A 17509-nucleotide genomic window follows, 5' to 3' on the forward strand; every position below is an offset into this window, starting at 1 on the left:
CTGACTCCTTTTTCTGTTTGTAGGGCTTTATCGTCTGATAAATAATAATGCATTCGTGATGGGATTATCAAATAAGATATTTATCTTCGCTACTTAAATCTAAATACAGAAAAACATTTGAAATGAAAAGAAGAACGTTTCTTAAATCGTCACTATTCATGACTGCCGGCTTGGGGTTGGAAACCTATGCTAAAGAAGAAGTCATAGAAGAATGCCAGCAAACCCAAAAGCCGCATGTTATCTTGATAATGACTGACCAGCATCGCGGGGACGCATTGGGATGTATGGGTAATTCAGCAGTAATATCTCCTAATATTGATAGATTGGCAAAAGAGGGAACTCTTTTTGTGAATGGATATTCTTCTTCGCCGAGTAGTACGCCTGCCCGTGCCGGTTTGCTGACGGGTATGTCTCCCTGGCATCACGGTATGTTGGGATATGGTCGGGTTGCAGAAAAGTACACGTATGAAATGCCTCAGATGCTTCGTAACCTCGGATATTATACGTTCGGTGTGGGTAAAATGCACTGGTTCCCACAAAAGGCGCTTCATGGTTTTCATGCAACGTTGATAGACGAGAGCGGACGTGTCGAATCCAAAGACTTCATCAGTGATTATCGGGAATGGTTCCAGCTCCATGCACCCGGAGAAAATCCGGATTTGACAGGTATAGGCTGGAATGCTCATGGAGCAGGTACCTATAAACTGCCGGAAAATCTACATCCGACTGCTTGGACCGGGCAAACGGCTTGTGAGCTAATTAAGAATTATAATAGTGACAAGCCTCTTTTCCTCAAAGTCTCTTTTGCACGCCCTCATAGTCCTTATGATCCTCCTAAACGTTATTTGGATATGTATAAGGATGCCGATATCCCGAAGCCTTCAGTTGGCGATTGGTGTGGAAAATATGCAGAGCGCCTGGATCCGGAGAAAGCGGCTCCCGATGCCCCGTTTGGTAACTTTGGGGATGATTATGCCGTTAAGTCCCGCAGACATTATTATGCCAATATCACTTTTATAGATGACCAGATAGGAGAGGTTATAACAGCGTTGAAGAAAAAAGGAATGTACGACAATGCTATTATCTGTTTTACTGCCGACCATGGGGATATGCTTGGCGATCATTATCATTGGCGGAAAACATATCCTTACGAAGGTTCGGTCCATGTCCCTTATATTGTGAAATGGCCTGCCGGTATATCTAAAGAGGTGCCTGCCGGAGCAAAAATCGAACAACCTGTAGAACTTCGTGATTTTTTGCCTACCTTTATCGAGTTGGCAGGAGGGGCTGTTCCTCCCGATATGGACGGTGTATCTTTGTTGAAACTGGTTCAGGGGCAACAAGGCGGATGGCGTAAGTATCTGGATATGGAACATGCAACTTGTTATAGTCCGGATAACTATTGGTGTGCATTGACCGATGGTAAGATCAAATACGTCTGGAACTTCCATACGGGAAAAGAACAGTTGTTTGATCTTCAGAAGGATCCGAAAGAGCTGGTGGAGTGTTCCGGTAAGCCTGCTTATGCAGCCCGGCTAAAAGAAATGCGCCAGGCGATGGTTGAGCATCTGGCTGAGCGCGGTGAAGATTTTGTAAAAGATGGAAAACTGGTTGTGCGGGAGACGACGATGCTTTATAGCCCTAATTTCCCTCAAACAATATGATTCGTATAAATTCTTTAAACTGTATGTGTTATGATGAGAAAATGGAAATTCCTGCTGGTTGGGGTAAGTTGTATAATGGGTACAGCTATGGCACAAAATAACCCTATATTGTTATTCCCGAAAGGTGCGCCGGGCGAAACAACCAAGCTGATCGAAAAGGCTGACACTGACGGTGGTAAAACCGGAGGCGAAACCGTGCTTCGAATAACGAATGTAAGTGAACCGACAATTACCGTTTATCCGGCTCCGGATGAAGTGGCAACCGGTGCTGCTATGGTCGTATGTCCTGGTGGCGGATATAATATCCTGGCTTATGACCTGGAAGGCGACGAAGTTTGTGAGTGGTTGAATAATCTGGGTGTTACAGCAGTTCTTTTGAAATACCGTGTGCCTCGCCGGGAAGGACGGGCAAAGCATGAGGCTCCTCTTCAGGATGTGCAGCGCGCTATCGGATATGTTCGCGCCCATGCAGAAGAGATGAACCTGGATCCGCAGCGTATCGGTGTAATGGGATTCTCTGCCGGTGGACATCTTTCTGCGATGGCAAGCAATAATTTCGAAAAACGTACTTACCCGGCAGTGGATGCCGCCGATAAGGTTAGCTGTCGTCCTGATTTCTGCTTGTTGGTTTATCCGGCATATCTCGATGGAGAGAATTTCCAATTGGCTCCGGAAGTTAAAGTATCTTCTGCTACTCCTCCTACCATGCTGATTCAGGCGGAAGACGATAAATCATATATCAACAGCAGCCTTTTCTATTACTATGCGTTGAAAGAAGCTGGTGTTCCGGCATGGATGCATTTATATAGCAAAGGCGGTCATGGTTACGGATTGAGAGATACCGGAGCTTCTGTCAATGAATGGCCGGACCGGGCCGAAGACTGGTTCCGTGAGATCGGCGTAATAGAATAAAAAAAGCTAAAATAGAGTACAAAGATCCCCGAATTTTCGTATCTTTGTACTCACAAATCATGGGGATGACCGGTTTTGACAGCGGGTAGAAGTGGTTTGTAAGCATGTAGTGCGTGGTCGGCTTGCACTTTAATCTCAGACGGCGAACAATTAACTGGCGAAAACAATTACGCTCTCGCTGCTTAATCGAAGTATAGTAGATTCAAGCTTAATCCCTGCAAAAGTTGCGGGGACGTGACATCACCCGGATGCTGTGGCTCCGAAGCGTTCCGATCAGGTGGTGCAGCAATATCGGAGATAGTTTGAAGGAAGCCTCGGACTTCAAGCGAAACTTTAGAGGATAAGGTTCAAGTGGGTGGCTTCGGTCTTGCTTGTTCCCGACAATCGAAGGCGAAGATAAACATGTAGAAAGCAGATTAGTTCCTCGTTTGGACGAGAGTTCGAATCTCTCCATCTCCACACAAAAAAGGCTGATAGTTTGACTATCGGCCTTTTTTGTGTGATCACATTCAACTATACATTCCCTATTTTGTATCCGGTTTTGTTACCAGTTTGTTACCGGTGAGTTCTTTCCGGAAATAAACCATATCCACCAACTGCCTGCCTTCATCGAAGATCGGATGGTCGTAGTTGTCCGTAAAAAAGTTTTTGACACGGTGGGAGTAGGTGAAACCACAATCTTCATAGAAAGGGACAGTCTGCGGGCTGTCGCCTGTGCCGACGAACATTGTGTGCTGCCTGCCCCGGTAGTGTTCGAACAGGAACAGGACTAATCTTTTCCCGTATCCCTGTCTTTGATATTGCGGGTAAGTCGCAAGACTCTTGAGTTCGGAGATGCCATCACCTTCATCAGTGACGACACAAGTTGTTTTTAGGATATTCTTGTCGTAAAGTGCAAACATTTCTCCCCGTTCCAGGTAGCGGTCTATCATTGACTCCTGTTCATCTGCCAATAGCAAAAGATCCAGGAAGTCCTTTTTGCAGGAAATGATTTGTCGGATACTTATGCCTTCATCAGTGCTTTTCAATTCTATCTCTTTTAGTGAGAGATGCAGGATCGGGAACGGATTCCCGCTTGGATCGGTTTCATCTCTGCCGATAATTTTAAATCCTCTGTTCAAGTAGAAAGACGTTGCCTTCTTGTTTTGCTCGTTGACGTCAACTTTGAAGATATGTTTGTCGTAAACTGCAAAATCGATTAGCTGTTTACCATATCCTTTTCCTTGTTCTTCGGGGTGTACGAAAAGCATTTCGATTAGTTCTTCACTTAATCCCATAAAAGCCGTTATCCGGTTTTGTTCGTTCCGGATGACGTATAATTCTACTGCCGGAATATACTCATTCCGGACCAGTGGCTTATAGAAAAGAATATCCTTTTCCGTTAGGAAATGATGTGTGCTGCGCACAGAGGCTTCCCACACTTCAGCCAATTCGTCTTTTAACTTTTCCGATTCATCAGGATTAATTGTTGACCAGTCTATTTTTACTTGCATGGATTTTGAATGATAAAGGGTTTCTATTGATGGAAAAACTCTTGAACTAAATGCCGGATGGCGGCTACAGGATGATACAAAATCATCCTGGGACCTGCGAAACGCATCACTTCCTGCATCTTCTTCCGCATATCCGGTTTGTAGCAATGAACGGGACATATCCGGCATGTCGTTTTCTTTTCTCCGAAAGGACAACGCGCAAGTCTGGCATGAGCATATTGTAAAAGCTCCATACAGTCCGGACATAATTCTCTGTGCCCCTCTTTCTGACGGCAATAGAGACGAATCATTTGCTCGACAATCTCTTGTTCTTGTTGGATGCGGGTCGATGGCATACTTTTAATTCTTTATTGATAAGATAAAGAACAATATTCGAATACGGCAGGTGCATTTTCATCCCCTTCGTGATAGAGTCCCGGACGGGCCACGCGGTCCCAGCGGATAAGGGAACGTATCGTTTCTTCCGATAAACCATGTTTGAGGCTATTCCAGCTCTTGCCGTCCTTGCTCCATGCGAACAGGAAGGGGAGGCCTTCTTTCACCTGCATACGGAGATGCAAGGCCGGGCTGGGAAGCGGCAAGTCTGCCAACTGCTGTTCTTTTCCATCGCGTATGACCTTTAGCTGTAAACGGTCACCGATGCTTCCGAAAGCGAGATGACAACTATTGTCGCCATACATGGTGATCCCTTTCCAACTGCCGTTCTGGTTTGAGATACCCGTTTCCAGTATGTAATCGGAACTTGCCGGACGGAGGCAGAGGGCTTCACCACTCCTGGATTCCTCTTTCGGAGAACCGCTTAACTGTAACCTGCCTGCTTTTACTTCGGTCTTTACGTCGGCATACGGATAATTCCAGCTCCATTCCGGACGAAGGTTTGAACCGTTGAAATCGTCGAAGAAGTCGGCGACAGGTTCTTGTACGCAGTCCGTGAAAGGCATCGGCTGCACCAGGCTTGCATATTCCCCGGTTACAAAATGAGGCCAGTTGTCTTCCCCGAACCGTAGTTCCTGTAAATGGGGTTGGCGTCCCTGATAGAAACCGCTGTTAGGCAAGTAAGCGTGGCAGAGATAGAACATCCGCCCGTCGGGAGTCGTCGTTATCGTGCCGTGACCGATGGAAAGGATATCCCGGCTTCCGTGCAGGATCGGATTTCCCTCGTATTTTTCATACGGCCCTTCGAGTTTGCGGGAACGGGCGACTGCGACTGCATAATCGCTGCCCGGACCGCAACAGCCGTTGATGGCATAGATCAGGTAATAATAGCCGTCTTTCTTGAACCATTGTTGTCCTTCCATGCCCCGTCTCTCGTCGTCACGAAGCAGGCTGAACGGTTTACCCGCTAACTTTAGTCCGTCCGGTGTCAGCTTACTGGCTAAAAGTTCGATGGGACGGTTATCCAGTCCGTATGCTTTCCAGGTGATGTATAGTTCCCCTTTGTCTTCCATTACAAAAGCGTCTATCGCTTCCTTCTCAAACTCCACAACCGGCCCGTAATCCTTGAATTTACCGGTGGGAGAGTCGGCAACGGCTACTCCGATGTAAGAGGTGTTGTTCGATTTCATGCGTGCCGTATAATAGACGTAGACTTTCCCTTTGTAGTAGAACAATTCGGGCGCCCAGAACGACGACTTGGTCCATTCCGGCTGTTCCGTAAATATATGTCCGGTTTGTTTCCAGTTGACCAGGTCCGTAGAGGTGAAGACCGGGTAATAGGGCGCCCATTCGGAGGATGTTCCGGTTGCGTAATAGGTGTCGTTGATCCGTAGGATAGACGGGTCGGCTACATCTCCGTGGATGACGGGATTGGTGAAATACGTTTGCTGCTGCGCAACGCTTGTTCCTGTAAAAAGAACTGTGCCTAATAAGGCGATAAGAAGTTTGTTCATGGTCTGTTAAAACACTTTATTTGATTGGTCTAAAATTGATTGGTTACAAAACTAATGGATTAATCAGACCTGTCCAAAAATTTCCTTTACTTTTGCCTTGTAAAATGTTTAGATTGTAGAAACAGCATGGACAAACTTCACTCTTTTGCAGGTGCCGCCGCCCGAATCCCGTTGCCGGACAAGTTCACCTATCCGTTCCACTATACACCGCATCCCCTTTGTGTGATGGCGGCGGGAGAGGTGCAACGTTATCTCATGTCTGTCGATGTTTGGCAGGAGGAATTGCGGAAAGGAAAGATGTTCGGCGTTTTAGTTGTCCGGACAAGTAGGGGAGAGGTCGGTTTTCTTGCTGCTTTCTCAGGTATTTTGGCGGGAAAGAACCAGCATGCTTACTTTGTCCCTCCCGTCTACGACGTGCAGGAGCCGGGCGGATTCTTCGAGGTCGAAGAGGAACAAATATCGGCTATCAACGAACGGATCAGGCAATTGCAGGAGGACACGTCGTATGCGGAATGCAGGCAACGGTTGTCCGCCGAAACCCTTCTTGCCCGGCTGGAACAGGACGAGATGAAGAATCAGATGAAAGAAGCGAAGGAACAGCGTGAGCGACTGCGACAGGAATATCCGGACGATGCTACACTTGAAATCCTGACGCGCGAGAGCCAGTTCCAGAAAGCCGAACTGAAGCGGCTGAAGCAGCATTGGAACACACGCCTTCTCTCCCTGCAAGCTGAAATAGAAGCTTTCGAAACAGAGATAGAACGGTTGCGGACAGAACGCAAAACCCGCTCGGCGGCCCTTCAGCAGCGCTTGTTCAAACAGTTTCAAATGCTGGATGCCTGTGGCAGGAAACGCGATTTGTGTGATATCTTTCAAGACACTGCCCAAAAGGTGCCCCCGGCCGGAGCGGGCGAATGTGCTGCGCCGAAACTTTTGCAATACGCCTATCGGAGCGGCTTGCAGCCTGTAGCAATGGCGGAGTTTTGGTGGGGAGATTCTCCGAAGAACGAGATTCGTCGGCACGGTTATTATTATCCTGCCTGCAAAGGCAAATGCGAACCGATCCTGAGACATATGCTACAAGGGTTGCAAGTGGAGGATAATCCGCTGCAAAACGATTCCCATCGGGATACGGAGCTTGAGATTCTTTACGAAGATGAATGGTTGTTGGTCGTGAACAAACCTGCCGGGATGCTCTCGGTTCCGGGAAAACTGGATGTCGATTCCGTCTACCAACGCGTTCGAAGAATCTATCCGGAGGCGACTGGCCCAATGATTGTGCATCGGCTGGATATGGCAACTTCCGGCCTCTTGCTTATCGCCAAAACAAAAGAGGTACATCAAAACCTGCAGGCGCAATTCAAGAACCGGACGGTGAGGAAGCGTTACGTCGCCCTGCTTGACGGCCTTGTCAAGCGGAGAGAAGGTCTGATCGCCCTGCCTCTTCGTCCTGATCCGGAAGACCGTCCGCGGCAGGTTGTGGATGAAGTAAGCGGGAAGCCGGCTGTAACCTTGTTCGAAACGTTGACATGCGAGGCGCACCGATCCCGTGTCTTGTTTTTCCCGCAGACCGGGCGTACCCATCAATTGCGTGTCCATGCCGCTCATCCCCTCGGGCTGGATGCCCCGATTGTCGGCGACGAGTTGTATGGAAAGAAGGCTGAAAGGCTTTATCTACATGCTGAATATCTGGCTTTCCGGCATCCGGTATCCGGCCGGATGATAGAAGTGGAGAAGCTGGCGGGGTTCTAACTGTTTGTCGTTTGTGCCACAGGCTTGGCATAACAGTGTCACAGGCTTGGCACGGCTGTGCCATAGGGGTGGCATAACTGTGCCAAGCTGATGGCACAAGGATTACCAGTCGTAGCTGTCGTAATAACTATCGAACTCCCAGGGTTCGTTTACTCCATGTTTTTTGAGAATGTCTCTGACGATTTGCTGTTCGTCAGGAGACAAGGGACGTTCTCCTTTGCGTACACGGTAATAAGTCCTGCGCTTGAAAGAATATATCAGTCGGCCGACAATCTCTAACATTTGCTTGTGGGGCAATTTGTTCAGGATACCGATGAATCCCTTCGCAAGGCGGATTTTTTGGCAAGGACGATAGTAGCGGCATTCGCCTTCTGTGGCGGCCAGATGTTTGAGGGAGATAAAACTCCAGTGGGTAACGCTGTCCGGCATGTTGATCTCCGCCTGGCGGCGGAGGCATGTGTCGGCTTTTGGACATTGTTGATTTAAGCATACCGAGTATCCCAGCGGTACTTCAGAGAAGTTCAGTTCTTCTTCCATGTCTTATGGGTTAACAGATTTGTTTAATTATTCTATATAAATCATTTTCTTCGTCATCCCTCCGTCAATCGTAATGTTTTCTCCGTTGATGAAGTCGTTCTCTTCCTGACAAAGGAATACGCACATACGGGCGATGTCTTCCGGTTTTCCGACCCGTCCGGAAGGATGTTGGCTGTGGTCTTCCGGCCGAAGCTGTTCGTAGTCATGTGTTTGTATCCAGCCCGGTGCGATGGAATTGACGGTGATGTGCCATTGGGCAAGCGAGAGCGAGAGGGCGTGTGTCAGTGAATAGATGCCGCCTTTGGATGCCGCATATCCTTCACTGCCGGGTTCGCTCATCAAGTAACGTGTAGAGCAGATGTTGACAATCCTGCCGAACGGATTGGGTGTCGTTTGTGACTGGCGATGGATGGCAAGCTGGCGGGAGGTGATGAAAACCGGGCGCAGATTGACGGACAGGATGTGGTCGAAGTCGTCCACGCCGGTTTCCGTAATGGGAGAAAACTGACTGATGCCTGCATTATTGATCAGGATGTCGATGTCTCCCCATTCCTGGAATATCTGCTGCATACAGTTTTCCAGTGCTTCTTTATCGCTGACATCAGCATGGAAAAAAGAGGTTCCGGTCTTTAATGCCGTATCCTTTCCCGCCGCCTCATTCCGGTCGCAGAACGCCACGCGGTGGCCGGCGGAGCGGAATGCTTTTACAATCGCTTTCCCGATCCCCTCGGCACCTCCTGTCACAAAGACTCTTCTGGTCTTATGGATAGCCGTCGTCTTCTTGCTGCTGCTTGCACGTGTCCCGGCCGATTTGCGGGATTGTAGCTCTTCGTATTTCTTTTCCAAATAGTTGTCTGCCATGATGATGTCGTTTAAATAGAATAATCCTTCATCCATTTTTCGGCAGCAGCTAATATTTCCGCTTTCCCTACGTCGAGCAAGCGAAGATTGTCGTCCGCATAGGCATGGATATTTGTTTTGGCACAGATGGACAGGTAGAAGTTGATGATAGAGAACTTCCCGGTCCATTCTTCCATCCAGTCGAATATTTTGGGCGACAAGACATGTATGCCGCTGAACGCATATTCGTTGTATTGATTCGGGTCGAAGTCCGGATAGAAAGATTTGACCTCACCTGTGTCACGGTTGCGCCAACCGCATAATTTGTTTTCTTTATTGAAAAGCAGATAACGGGAGGTATTGCGTTTACTGACCAGTAATGTCGCCAGCGGGTTCATCTCCAAATGATGGTTATAGAGTGCACGCAGGTCGATATTGGACATGATATCTACATTGTGTATCAGGAACGGCTCGTTTCCTTGCAGGAATGCGGCGGCGTGTTTGATTCCTCCGCCGGTATCGAGCAGGTAATCCCGTTCGTCGGATAAGTAGATCTGGACACCGAAATTGTTGTTAGCCGCCAGAAAGTCGATGATCTGGTCACCCAGATGGTGTATGTTAATGGCGATTTGGTGGAAACCTGCGTCTTTTAATTTAAGAATCACATGTTCGAGCATTGGTTTTCCGTTGATGGGAATTAATGCTTTCGGGGTGTTGTCGGTCAGCGGTTTGAGACGTGTTCCTAAACCGGCGGCGAAAATCATAGCTTTCATAATGTAGCGTTAAAGAGTTGTTCAATATTTTGTTCTCTGTGCACAAGGTCTACCCGGACTCCGAACTTCGAGTGAATGTGTTCGGCCATGTGCTGGGCCGAATAGACCGAACGATGCTGGCCGCCTGTGCAACCGAAGCAGATCATCAGGTTTGTGAATCCGCGGTCCATATAGCGTTTGACGGAGGCATCCACAATTTCGTAGGCATGTTCCAGGAACTTCGTGATCTCTCCGTCTTCTTCAAGGAAGCGGATGACCGGTTCGTCCAGTCCGGTGAAATGGTTATAACGTTCATACTTGCCGGGATTGTTGATGGCGCGGCAGTCAAACACGAACCCGCCTCCATTGCCACTCGGATCGTTGGGAATGCCCTTTTTATAGGCAAAGCTGACGATCTTTACCTTAAGTGTATGCTTCTGTATGTCATCGTAGAACTGGGACAAATTAGTCAATTCCCGGAGCACTGCGCATAAGTAGGGATATTCGGGATAATCTTCTTTTAGAAGTTGGCGGAGGTTATCGATTGCAAAAGGCACGCTTTGGATAAAGTGGGGCTTCTTCTCGAAATAGCCCCGGAAACCGTAAGCGCCTAATACTTGCAAGGTTCTGAAAAGAACAAAATGGCGCAACTGGCAGAAGAAATGCTCTTCGTCCACCTTTGTGTATCGCTGTAAGGCTTGCAGGTAATCCGTAATCAGCTCTTGCCGCAATTCGGCCGGATATTTTGCTTTTGCCTGCCAGAGAAAGGAGGCGACATCATAATAGATCGGTCCCTTGCGGCCTCCCTGGAAGTCGATAAACCAAGGCTCACCGTCTTTTACCATCACGTTGCGCGACTGGAAGTCCCGGTACATGAATGTCGGAGTGCAATCTTGCAGCAGAACAGCGCTCATCTTTTGGAAATCATCTTCCAAGCGGTCTTCCTGGAACTCCATTCCGGTCGCTTTCAGGAAGCAATATTTGAAATAGTTTAAATCCCAGAGGATGGAACGTTTGTTGAATTCCGGTTGCGGATAACACTGGCTGAAATCGAAGTCTTCTGCTCCTTTAAACTGGAGAGCGGGCAGGAGCGTGATCGTTTTGTGCAGCAAGTCCCGTTCGGACTCGTCGAAGAAACAGCTTTTACGTCCCTTTTCAATCGCGTTGAAAAGCAGTGTGTCACCTAAATCTTCCTGTAGGTAAAAGGACTGGTCTGAAGACCAGTTGTACACTTCGGGGACGGGAAGCCCTTCTTCCCTGAAATGTTTTGCCATATAGATAAAGGCTTTATTTTCGTCCGTTGAAGTGCCGCTTACACCTATCAGTGAGACAGGACCCGACAATCTGAAGTACCGGCGGTTGGAGCCGGAAGAAGATAGTTCGGTTATATCGGTTGGCTGCGAGCCGGTGTGTGCCTGGTAGAGTTGTTTTAATTCTTCCGTTATCATGTCTTTCTATTTTCGGCACTAAAGTAGTAAAACAATTGAAAATAAAGAGAGAATCCGGACAATAAAAAAGGGAGAAGCATCTGTTTCCAGCTCTTCTCCCCTTATTCAATAATCATTAATCCCTATTTACTTCAAATATCGAATCAAACTAATTCTCAATTCTCCATTTTCAATTTTCAATTAAAGAATGCCCTGTGCCATCATTGCTTTGGCAACTTTCATGAAGCCGGCTACGTTTGCACCTTTCACATAGTTTACGTAACCATCGGTTTGTTTGCCGTATTTTACGCATTGTGTGTGGATGCTTTCCATGATGCTCTGCAACTTCTGGTCTACTTCTTCGCTGCTCCAGCTCAGTTTCTGAGCATTCTGTGTCATTTCCAGACCGGAAACAGATACACCGCCGGCATTTGCCGCTTTACCCGGAGCATAGAGGATCTTAGCTTCCAGGAATGCATCGATTGCTTCCGGGGTTGAAGGCATATTTGCACCTTCTGATACAGCGAAACAGCCGTTGGCAAGCAATGTCTTTGCTTCTTCGCCGTTCAATTCATTCTGAGTTGCACTCGGCATTGCAATATCGCATTTTTCTCCCCAAGGACGAGCGCCTGCTACATATTTGCAGCCGTATTGTTCGGCATATTCACGGATACGTCCGCGGTAGAGGTTCTTTAATTCCATGATGTAGTCCAGCTTTGCACGGTCGATGCCGTCCGGATCATAGATGTAACCGTCTGAGTCGGACATCGTCACCACTTTGGCGCCGAGGCTGATCAGCTTTTCTACTGTATATTGAGCCACATTACCGGAACCGGAAACGGCTACAACTTTACCTTTAATGTCGATACCTTTAGTCTTCAGCATCTGCAGTAGGAAGTAAACGTTACCGTAGCCTGTTGCTTCCGGACGGATCAGTGAACCGCCGAATTCGATGCCTTTTCCTGTGAATGTACCTGTATTTTCGCGAGCCAGCTTCTTGTACATGCCGTACATATAGGCAACTTCACGTCCGCCGACACCTATATCGCCTGCCGGAACATCGGTATCCGGACCGATGTGGCGCCACAATTCCAGTACGAAGGCCTGGCAGAAACGCATGATTTCAGCATTTGACTTACCGCGCGGGCTGAAGTCTGAACCTCCTTTACCGCCACCCATCGGTAATGTTGTCAGTGAGTTTTTGAAAGTCTGCTCGAAGGCCAAGAACTTAAGGATTGACTGGTTTACGGAAGCATGGAAACGGATACCGCCTTTGTACGGGCCGATAGCATTGTTATGCTGGATACGGTATCCCATATTTACTTGGATCTGGCCTTTATCGTCTGTCCAGGTTACGCGGAAAGAGAAAATACGATCGGGGATACAAAGACGTTCGATCAGATTGCTCTTCTCGAATTCTGGATGCTCGTTATAAGCCTCTTCGATTGTTCCTAATACTTCTGAAACTGCCTGATGATACTCCGGTTCATTCGGGAATCTTCTCTTTAAGTTGTCTAAAACTTCACTTGCCTTCATAAGACTGATTTTCTTTAGAATGTTATACTTGTTATGTCATATTGTTAACCGCATGCCGTTTTTTCAACGACTTCGCAAAGGTAAGCTAAAAATTTACACAAACAAATATTTGAAAGAGAAAATGCGAAAAAAATATCATTTAGGTATTTTAATCGGGTAAAAGCGATCAAATGTTATTCGTTCTTACGTCTTCTGCTCTTATAGATAGGGACAAACACAATGATAGCCGATGCTACCAGGGCAAATACAATGTCGAATGTTATCTTTTCGCTGTATGCAAGCAGCATGTAGCAAAGAATACCCCATAAAAGAGTTATACATACAGCCTGACTATTTGTAATCTTTTTGCGTGCCATTGTTTACATTTGTTTAGTTGGATGAGACAAGCGATCCGAAGTAAATGACCAGTGCCAGAAATACGGCAACCAGGATGAAAAGAACGATAATTTGCCTTTCGAGCGGGAGGTGGCGGAGGAACGGTATATGGCGCGCCCATCCGGAGACAACCTGGATTTGCTCCGGTTCTTCGTCTTCTTTGGGGAACTCGTATCCGTTTGCTTCCATGACTTCCATTGCATGGGGCACTTCGCTTTCGAGGAGTTCGACGCGGATGCCTCCCATATTGGCGGGATACATGACCTGGCTGGTATATTCATTTCTCAGATAGCATTTGATTCCTTCCGATTTGAGGAGCGATTCAAGCATCTGAGCCTGTTCCGGTTCGTAAAACCGGGCGATTTCAACTATTTTGTCTTCTTCGTTTTCCATCATTCAATTAATTAGACTGTTTGCGATAGCTGTTGCTTGGCGGATGCGGTCGGCCATGCCGATGCCGCCTTTGAGATTACCGGCCAGAATAAGGCCGGGATAGCTGGCTTCTAATTCGGCTATGGTAGCGAAACGGATGCCGCTGTTCTGTTCGTATTGGGGAATGGCGTGTTCGTGACGGAAGATGCGGATCATATCCGGCCCGGCTTCTTCCGGAAACTTCAGCATAGCATGAAGTTCGTGCCTAATAAGAGCTTCCAGCTCATCTTCCGGCCAGGTTGTCAGATTGGCATGTTTTACGCCTCCGATGAAGAACGAGAACAGGGCTCCTCCTTCCGGAGCCCGTCCGGCAAAGCAGGCGGCAGGGAAAAGAATGCCGAGCACATCCTTTTTCTCACAGGAAGGAACCAAGCCTCCGAAGGCTTCAAACCGCAGTCCTCCGGTATTGCGGAAGCCGACGCTGGCTTGTACGACCGGCGCATAATGCAGGTTGCTGACCTGCTCCATTTTTTCTTTGGGGATGAATGGCAGAAGGCTTGGCAATGTGTAAGCTCCTGTGGTGGTGATTACTTTGTTGGCAATGAGCGTTTGCTGGCCCTCGGCTGTCGTGTAGGTGATTTGCCATTTGCCGGCAGACGGTCGAATGGTGACATCCGCAGCCGAAAGCGTGATGCGTGTATGCCCGATAGCATCGGCCATTGCAGTTGTCAGGCGGTCCAGACCTCCGACGGCAGAGAATACTTTCTTGCTGGCCAGGCGGTCGCGTTCGGTTTTCGGCTGTCGGGCTTTGGCGATCGAGCCGCGTATAAAACTGCCGTATTCCTGTTCCAGGTTATATAGCTTCGGAAGCGCATAACGGGTGACGAGTTTCAACGGGTCGCCGGCATACACGCCTGACAGGAACGGGTCGACTGCGTAGCGCAGGAAGGATTTGCCGAGGCGCCTCGCCGCCAGTTCGCCGACCGACTCATCGGGATTAGTCCCTTTGGCGCGAAACGGCTCGCCGAGGATGCGAAACTTGTCGCCAAGCGTAAACAACGGAGTCGTGACGGCGCTGAACAGTCCGGAAGGTAGTGCGTGAAACTTGTTTCCTTTCCAAATCAAGCGGCGTTTGGATTCTTCGCGGGCCGTTTCGAGTGTGCAGGCTGGTGCCAGGGCGGCAAACAATTCGGCCACTTCGGGATAAGAGACAACTCCTGTATTCGGTCCGCTCTCAAAGACGAAACCTTCTTCACGAAAGGTATGAATTTGTCCCCCTACGTGATCCGAACATTCCAGTATCTGCAGGTCTTTCCCTGCACGTGACAGCCAGAAGCCTGTTGTAAGCCCGGTCAGTCCGGCTCCGATGATTACTATGTCTGTATCCATTTATATCGGTTTAGAAAATGATTTATTTGTATCCAGCATCAGTTTGTCAAGCGAAGCCGCCACGTTACGGACAAACGGTTTGCCCTCGGGCGTTACCCATATTTGGTCGTTGTCGTATTCGATAATACCGTCGTCGGCAAATTCCTGTAAGCGGGCCTCATCATAGGCTGTCGCTTGCTTGATCTCTTCGATCGGGAAGGCCAGGCGTTCGGACAAATCCTCCCACTTGATATGGTAATTGCACATCAGCGCTTCGATAACTTCACGCGTGATCTGTTTTTCCCGGTTTAATTGATAGTATTTTACGGTAGGCAGGATACCGGCTTCGACTTTCTCGATGTATTCCATGATATCCTTTGTGTTTTGAGCATAGGCCGTTCCGAGCTGGCTGATACCCGACACGCCGAAGGCATACACTTGACCGGTCGTCTGACGGGTGCAGTATCCCTGGAAGTTACGGTGCAGTTGTCCTTTGGCGAGCGCCCGATAGAGATCGTCATCTCCTGTGACGAAGTGATCCATCCCGATCTGTTTATAGTCCGCCTCGAGGAAAATCTTACGGGCAGCTTCGAACATTCGGCTTTTTTCTTCTGCGGAAGGCAAGCCGGCTTTTTCCAACATCTTTTGGCGGTTGAATATCTGCGGAAGATGTGCGTAAGAGAAAGTGACGATACGGTCCGGCTGCAAGGATACAGCCTTTTCGATTGTCTCGGCAAAGCTCGCTTCCGTCTGGTAGGGCAATCCGTAGAGGAAGTCCATATTGATCCGTGCACCGCCCGAGCGAAGGGTTGCTATTGCCTTTTCTATCGGTATCAATGGAGCTTCGCGATGGACAGCTTTCAGGACTTTATTATTAAAATCCTGTATACCGATGCTGACCCGGTTGAACCCGGCTTCTGTCAGTTTCATCCACGCGTTTTCTTCCATCCATCCCGGGTGACATTCAATTGCGATTTCCGGATTGTCGATTGTGTCGAACGGTGCCAACAGATGCCTGTTCAAGCTTTCCAGTTCGTAAGCCGGAATTATATTGGGGGTTCCTCCTCCGTAATGAATTTGCGATATCTTGCGCTTTGGGTTTAGTAAGGGGATAATGATATCCATCTCCTTATGTAAAGCAGCGATATAACGATCTATGATTTCCGGTTCGGGACAAGCTATTGAATTGCATCCGCAATAATGGCACAACTTCAAACAAAATGGAATATGGATATAAAAGGATATTGCCTCGGGCTTTTGGCTGTTAGACTGCCAGATCGCTTTTATATAATCCTTCTGATTGGTCTTGTCTTTGAAATAATTCGCCGGCGGATAGCTTGTATATCGTGGGACCGGTACATTATATTTATCAATAATCTCTTGTTTCATATCGTATTTTTTTCGTTTTTAAAAACCGTTACTATGTAAATGAGTGAAATCAGGGCGATACTTGCTTCAAAGAAGAAGAGCCCGTGATAACCTGTATGATCGGCTATTTTCCCGCTAAGGATCGCCATCAGCATACCACTAAGATGTGTGATAACTGTCTGGATCGTGAAATCCGTCCCTTCGCGTCCGGGGCGTACACAGTCCATTGCGGTGGTATAGACCACTATTGTCGCCATCCCGTAGCTTCCCCAGAGAAGAATGATCCCGCCGTAGAGTAATGCGGTTGTGGGATGCACATACGACAGCCCGAGAAAATAGAGAGTTGCCGCAAGCACGAACACGGCGAATAAGATGCGTGCACGGAACCGGCCGATCCGGCGTACGATCATCCCACCGGCGAAAGATGCAAGAAAGCCGGCAAACGTTCCGACCAACCCACTCATTACCCCGATCTCTTTCATGTCGTAGCCCAGATCGACAAGCCAGGGCTTCAGCATAGCTAACGTCCCGATCAGCCCCGAATAGTAGAGGAACAGGAAACCGATCTGTTTCCAGATGCTCCGGCGGGTAAAGAAGTAGAATACATCCGCTTTTTTAGCACGTTCATGGCTATCTTTCGGCTCGATCCGGATGCCTTTATTAAAGACAAGCGGCAGGAGGGCGACGACAACGAACAGTGCCAGGCAGGGTAACAGGCTGTTCCAGCCGATCTGTTTGAAAAGCAGTAGCAAGACGCCGCCTCCGAGCATCGAGCCACCGAAACTCCCCATCGACTGCATACTGTTGACCATACTTTTGTCTTGTTTGCTGAACGAAAGCACTGCTAATGCATCGGTTGCAATATCCTGTGTCGCAGAGGCGATAAACGAGATGATGATCAGGCCCACGATCGTGTAAAAATCTGTATGAAAATCGAGGAAAGCGACGGCAAAGATCAATGCGGCGTATATTAACTCGGAAGAAAATATCCATCGCTTATAATCTCCGGTGGTCAGCGCATGGCGGTCGACCATCGGCGACCAGAGGAACTTTAATATCCAGGGCAGCTTGATCAGTTGTAAGAGCCCGATGGCCGATAACGAAAAGTTCTCCTGGCGCATCATCACCGGGATGACGGTCGAAAAGAAGCTCATCGGGATCGTCTGCGCGATGTAGAGGCAGAAGAAGGTCGCGAGGTTGTATGTTTTATCTTTCTGTATCATC

At 48.3% G+C, this 17509-nt stretch carries 16 protein-coding genes, 1 other RNA gene and 1 pseudogene; 4 read left to right on the forward strand and 14 right to left on the reverse strand.

Translation table 11 applies throughout. From position 1 onward, the window contains the following. The first annotated feature begins 122 nt into the window (after positions 1 to 122). The 3 genes from DWW90_RS08095 (at position 123) to ssrA (ending at position 3038) form a co-directional block, all read left to right on the forward strand. Complete coding sequence (locus DWW90_RS08095) at positions 123 to 1664, forward strand: arylsulfatase (protein ID WP_122344617.1); 1542 nt, start codon at positions 123 to 125, stop codon at positions 1662 to 1664. 30 nt (positions 1665 to 1694) lie between these two features. Then, complete coding sequence (locus tag DWW90_RS08100) at positions 1695 to 2576, forward strand: alpha/beta hydrolase (protein ID WP_115499623.1); 882 nt, start codon at positions 1695 to 1697, stop codon at positions 2574 to 2576. Between the two features lie 61 nt (positions 2577 to 2637). Continuing rightward, positions 2638 to 3038, forward strand: a transfer-messenger RNA (tmRNA) gene (gene ssrA, locus DWW90_RS08105). Positions 3039 to 3100: 62 nt separating this feature from the next. On the opposite strand, the gene DWW90_RS20750 is transcribed toward ssrA, so the two are convergent. The 4 genes and pseudogenes from DWW90_RS20750 to DWW90_RS08120 form a co-directional block, all read right to left on the reverse strand. Further along, positions 3101 to 3583, reverse strand: a complete 483-nt coding sequence (locus DWW90_RS20750) for an N-acetyltransferase (protein WP_233547687.1) — start codon at positions 3581 to 3583, stop codon at positions 3101 to 3103. 93 nt (positions 3584 to 3676) lie between these two features. After that, positions 3677 to 4069 (reverse strand): annotated as a pseudogene (locus DWW90_RS20940) (GNAT family N-acetyltransferase); the annotation flags it as partial. A 23-nt stretch (positions 4070 to 4092) separates the two neighbouring features. Further along, positions 4093 to 4404, reverse strand: coding sequence for a nitrous oxide-stimulated promoter family protein (locus tag DWW90_RS08115; RefSeq protein ID WP_122344619.1), 312 nt, complete (start codon positions 4402 to 4404; stop codon positions 4093 to 4095). 12 nt (positions 4405 to 4416) lie between these two features. After that, positions 4417 to 5958 carry a family 43 glycosylhydrolase gene (locus DWW90_RS08120; protein WP_122344620.1) on the reverse strand — a complete coding sequence of 514 codons (1542 nt, stop codon included), beginning with the start codon at positions 5956 to 5958 and terminating at the stop codon, positions 4417 to 4419. 126 nt (positions 5959 to 6084) lie between these two features. Between DWW90_RS08120 and DWW90_RS08125 the strand changes: the two genes are divergently transcribed. Further along, positions 6085 to 7710 carry a pseudouridine synthase gene (locus DWW90_RS08125; protein ID WP_122344621.1) on the forward strand — a complete coding sequence of 542 codons (1626 nt, stop codon included), beginning with the start codon at positions 6085 to 6087 and terminating at the stop codon, positions 7708 to 7710. A 102-nt stretch (positions 7711 to 7812) separates the two neighbouring features. Here the strand turns inward: DWW90_RS08125 and DWW90_RS08130 are convergent, their stop codons facing one another. The 10 genes from DWW90_RS08130 to DWW90_RS08175 form a co-directional block, all read right to left on the reverse strand. Then, positions 7813 to 8247, reverse strand: a complete 435-nt coding sequence (locus tag DWW90_RS08130; RefSeq protein ID WP_122344622.1) for a DUF6078 family protein — start codon at positions 8245 to 8247, stop codon at positions 7813 to 7815. Positions 8248 to 8274: 27 nt separating this feature from the next. Next, positions 8275 to 9108, reverse strand: coding sequence for an SDR family NAD(P)-dependent oxidoreductase (locus tag DWW90_RS08135; RefSeq protein ID WP_122344725.1), 834 nt, complete (start codon positions 9106 to 9108; stop codon positions 8275 to 8277). An 11-nt stretch (positions 9109 to 9119) separates the two neighbouring features. Beyond that, complete coding sequence (locus DWW90_RS08140; RefSeq protein ID WP_122344623.1) at positions 9120 to 9860, reverse strand: nucleotidyltransferase family protein; 741 nt, start codon at positions 9858 to 9860, stop codon at positions 9120 to 9122. Next, positions 9857 to 11287, reverse strand: a complete 1431-nt coding sequence (locus DWW90_RS08145) for an RNase adapter RapZ (RefSeq protein ID WP_122344624.1) — start codon at positions 11285 to 11287, stop codon at positions 9857 to 9859. Before DWW90_RS08145 ends, DWW90_RS08140 begins: the two co-directional genes overlap by 4 nt. A 180-nt stretch (positions 11288 to 11467) precedes the next feature. Continuing rightward, complete coding sequence (locus DWW90_RS08150; protein WP_122344625.1) at positions 11468 to 12802, reverse strand: NADP-specific glutamate dehydrogenase; 1335 nt, start codon at positions 12800 to 12802, stop codon at positions 11468 to 11470. Positions 12803 to 12975: 173 nt separating this feature from the next. After that, positions 12976 to 13158, reverse strand: a complete 183-nt coding sequence (locus DWW90_RS08155) for a hypothetical protein (RefSeq protein ID WP_115499614.1) — start codon at positions 13156 to 13158, stop codon at positions 12976 to 12978. A gap of 13 nt (positions 13159 to 13171) precedes the next feature. After that, positions 13172 to 13570 (reverse strand): DUF2007 domain-containing protein, encoded by a 399-nt coding sequence (locus DWW90_RS08160; RefSeq protein ID WP_122344726.1) that lies wholly within the window; start codon positions 13568 to 13570, stop codon positions 13172 to 13174. Between the two features lie 3 nt (positions 13571 to 13573). Beyond that, on the reverse strand, positions 13574 to 14938 hold the full coding sequence (gene hemG / locus DWW90_RS08165) for a protoporphyrinogen oxidase (RefSeq protein ID WP_122344626.1): 1365 nt from the start codon (positions 14936 to 14938) through the stop codon (positions 13574 to 13576). Further along, entirely contained in the window at positions 14939 to 16306 is a 1368-nt protein-coding gene (hemN, locus tag DWW90_RS08170) for an oxygen-independent coproporphyrinogen III oxidase (RefSeq protein WP_122344627.1), read from the reverse strand. It abuts the gene before it with no gap. Then, on the reverse strand, positions 16303 to 17508 hold the full coding sequence (locus DWW90_RS08175) for an MFS transporter (RefSeq protein ID WP_115499610.1): 1206 nt from the start codon (positions 17506 to 17508) through the stop codon (positions 16303 to 16305). The genes hemN and DWW90_RS08175 overlap by 4 nt, the downstream gene beginning before the upstream one ends. Position 17509: the final 1 nt, after the last annotated feature.

The sequence above is a fragment of the Parabacteroides sp. AF17-28 genome (genome assembly GCF_003479205.1).
GTDB classification, from domain to species: Bacteria; Bacteroidota; Bacteroidia; order Bacteroidales; family Tannerellaceae; genus Parabacteroides; species Parabacteroides acidifaciens.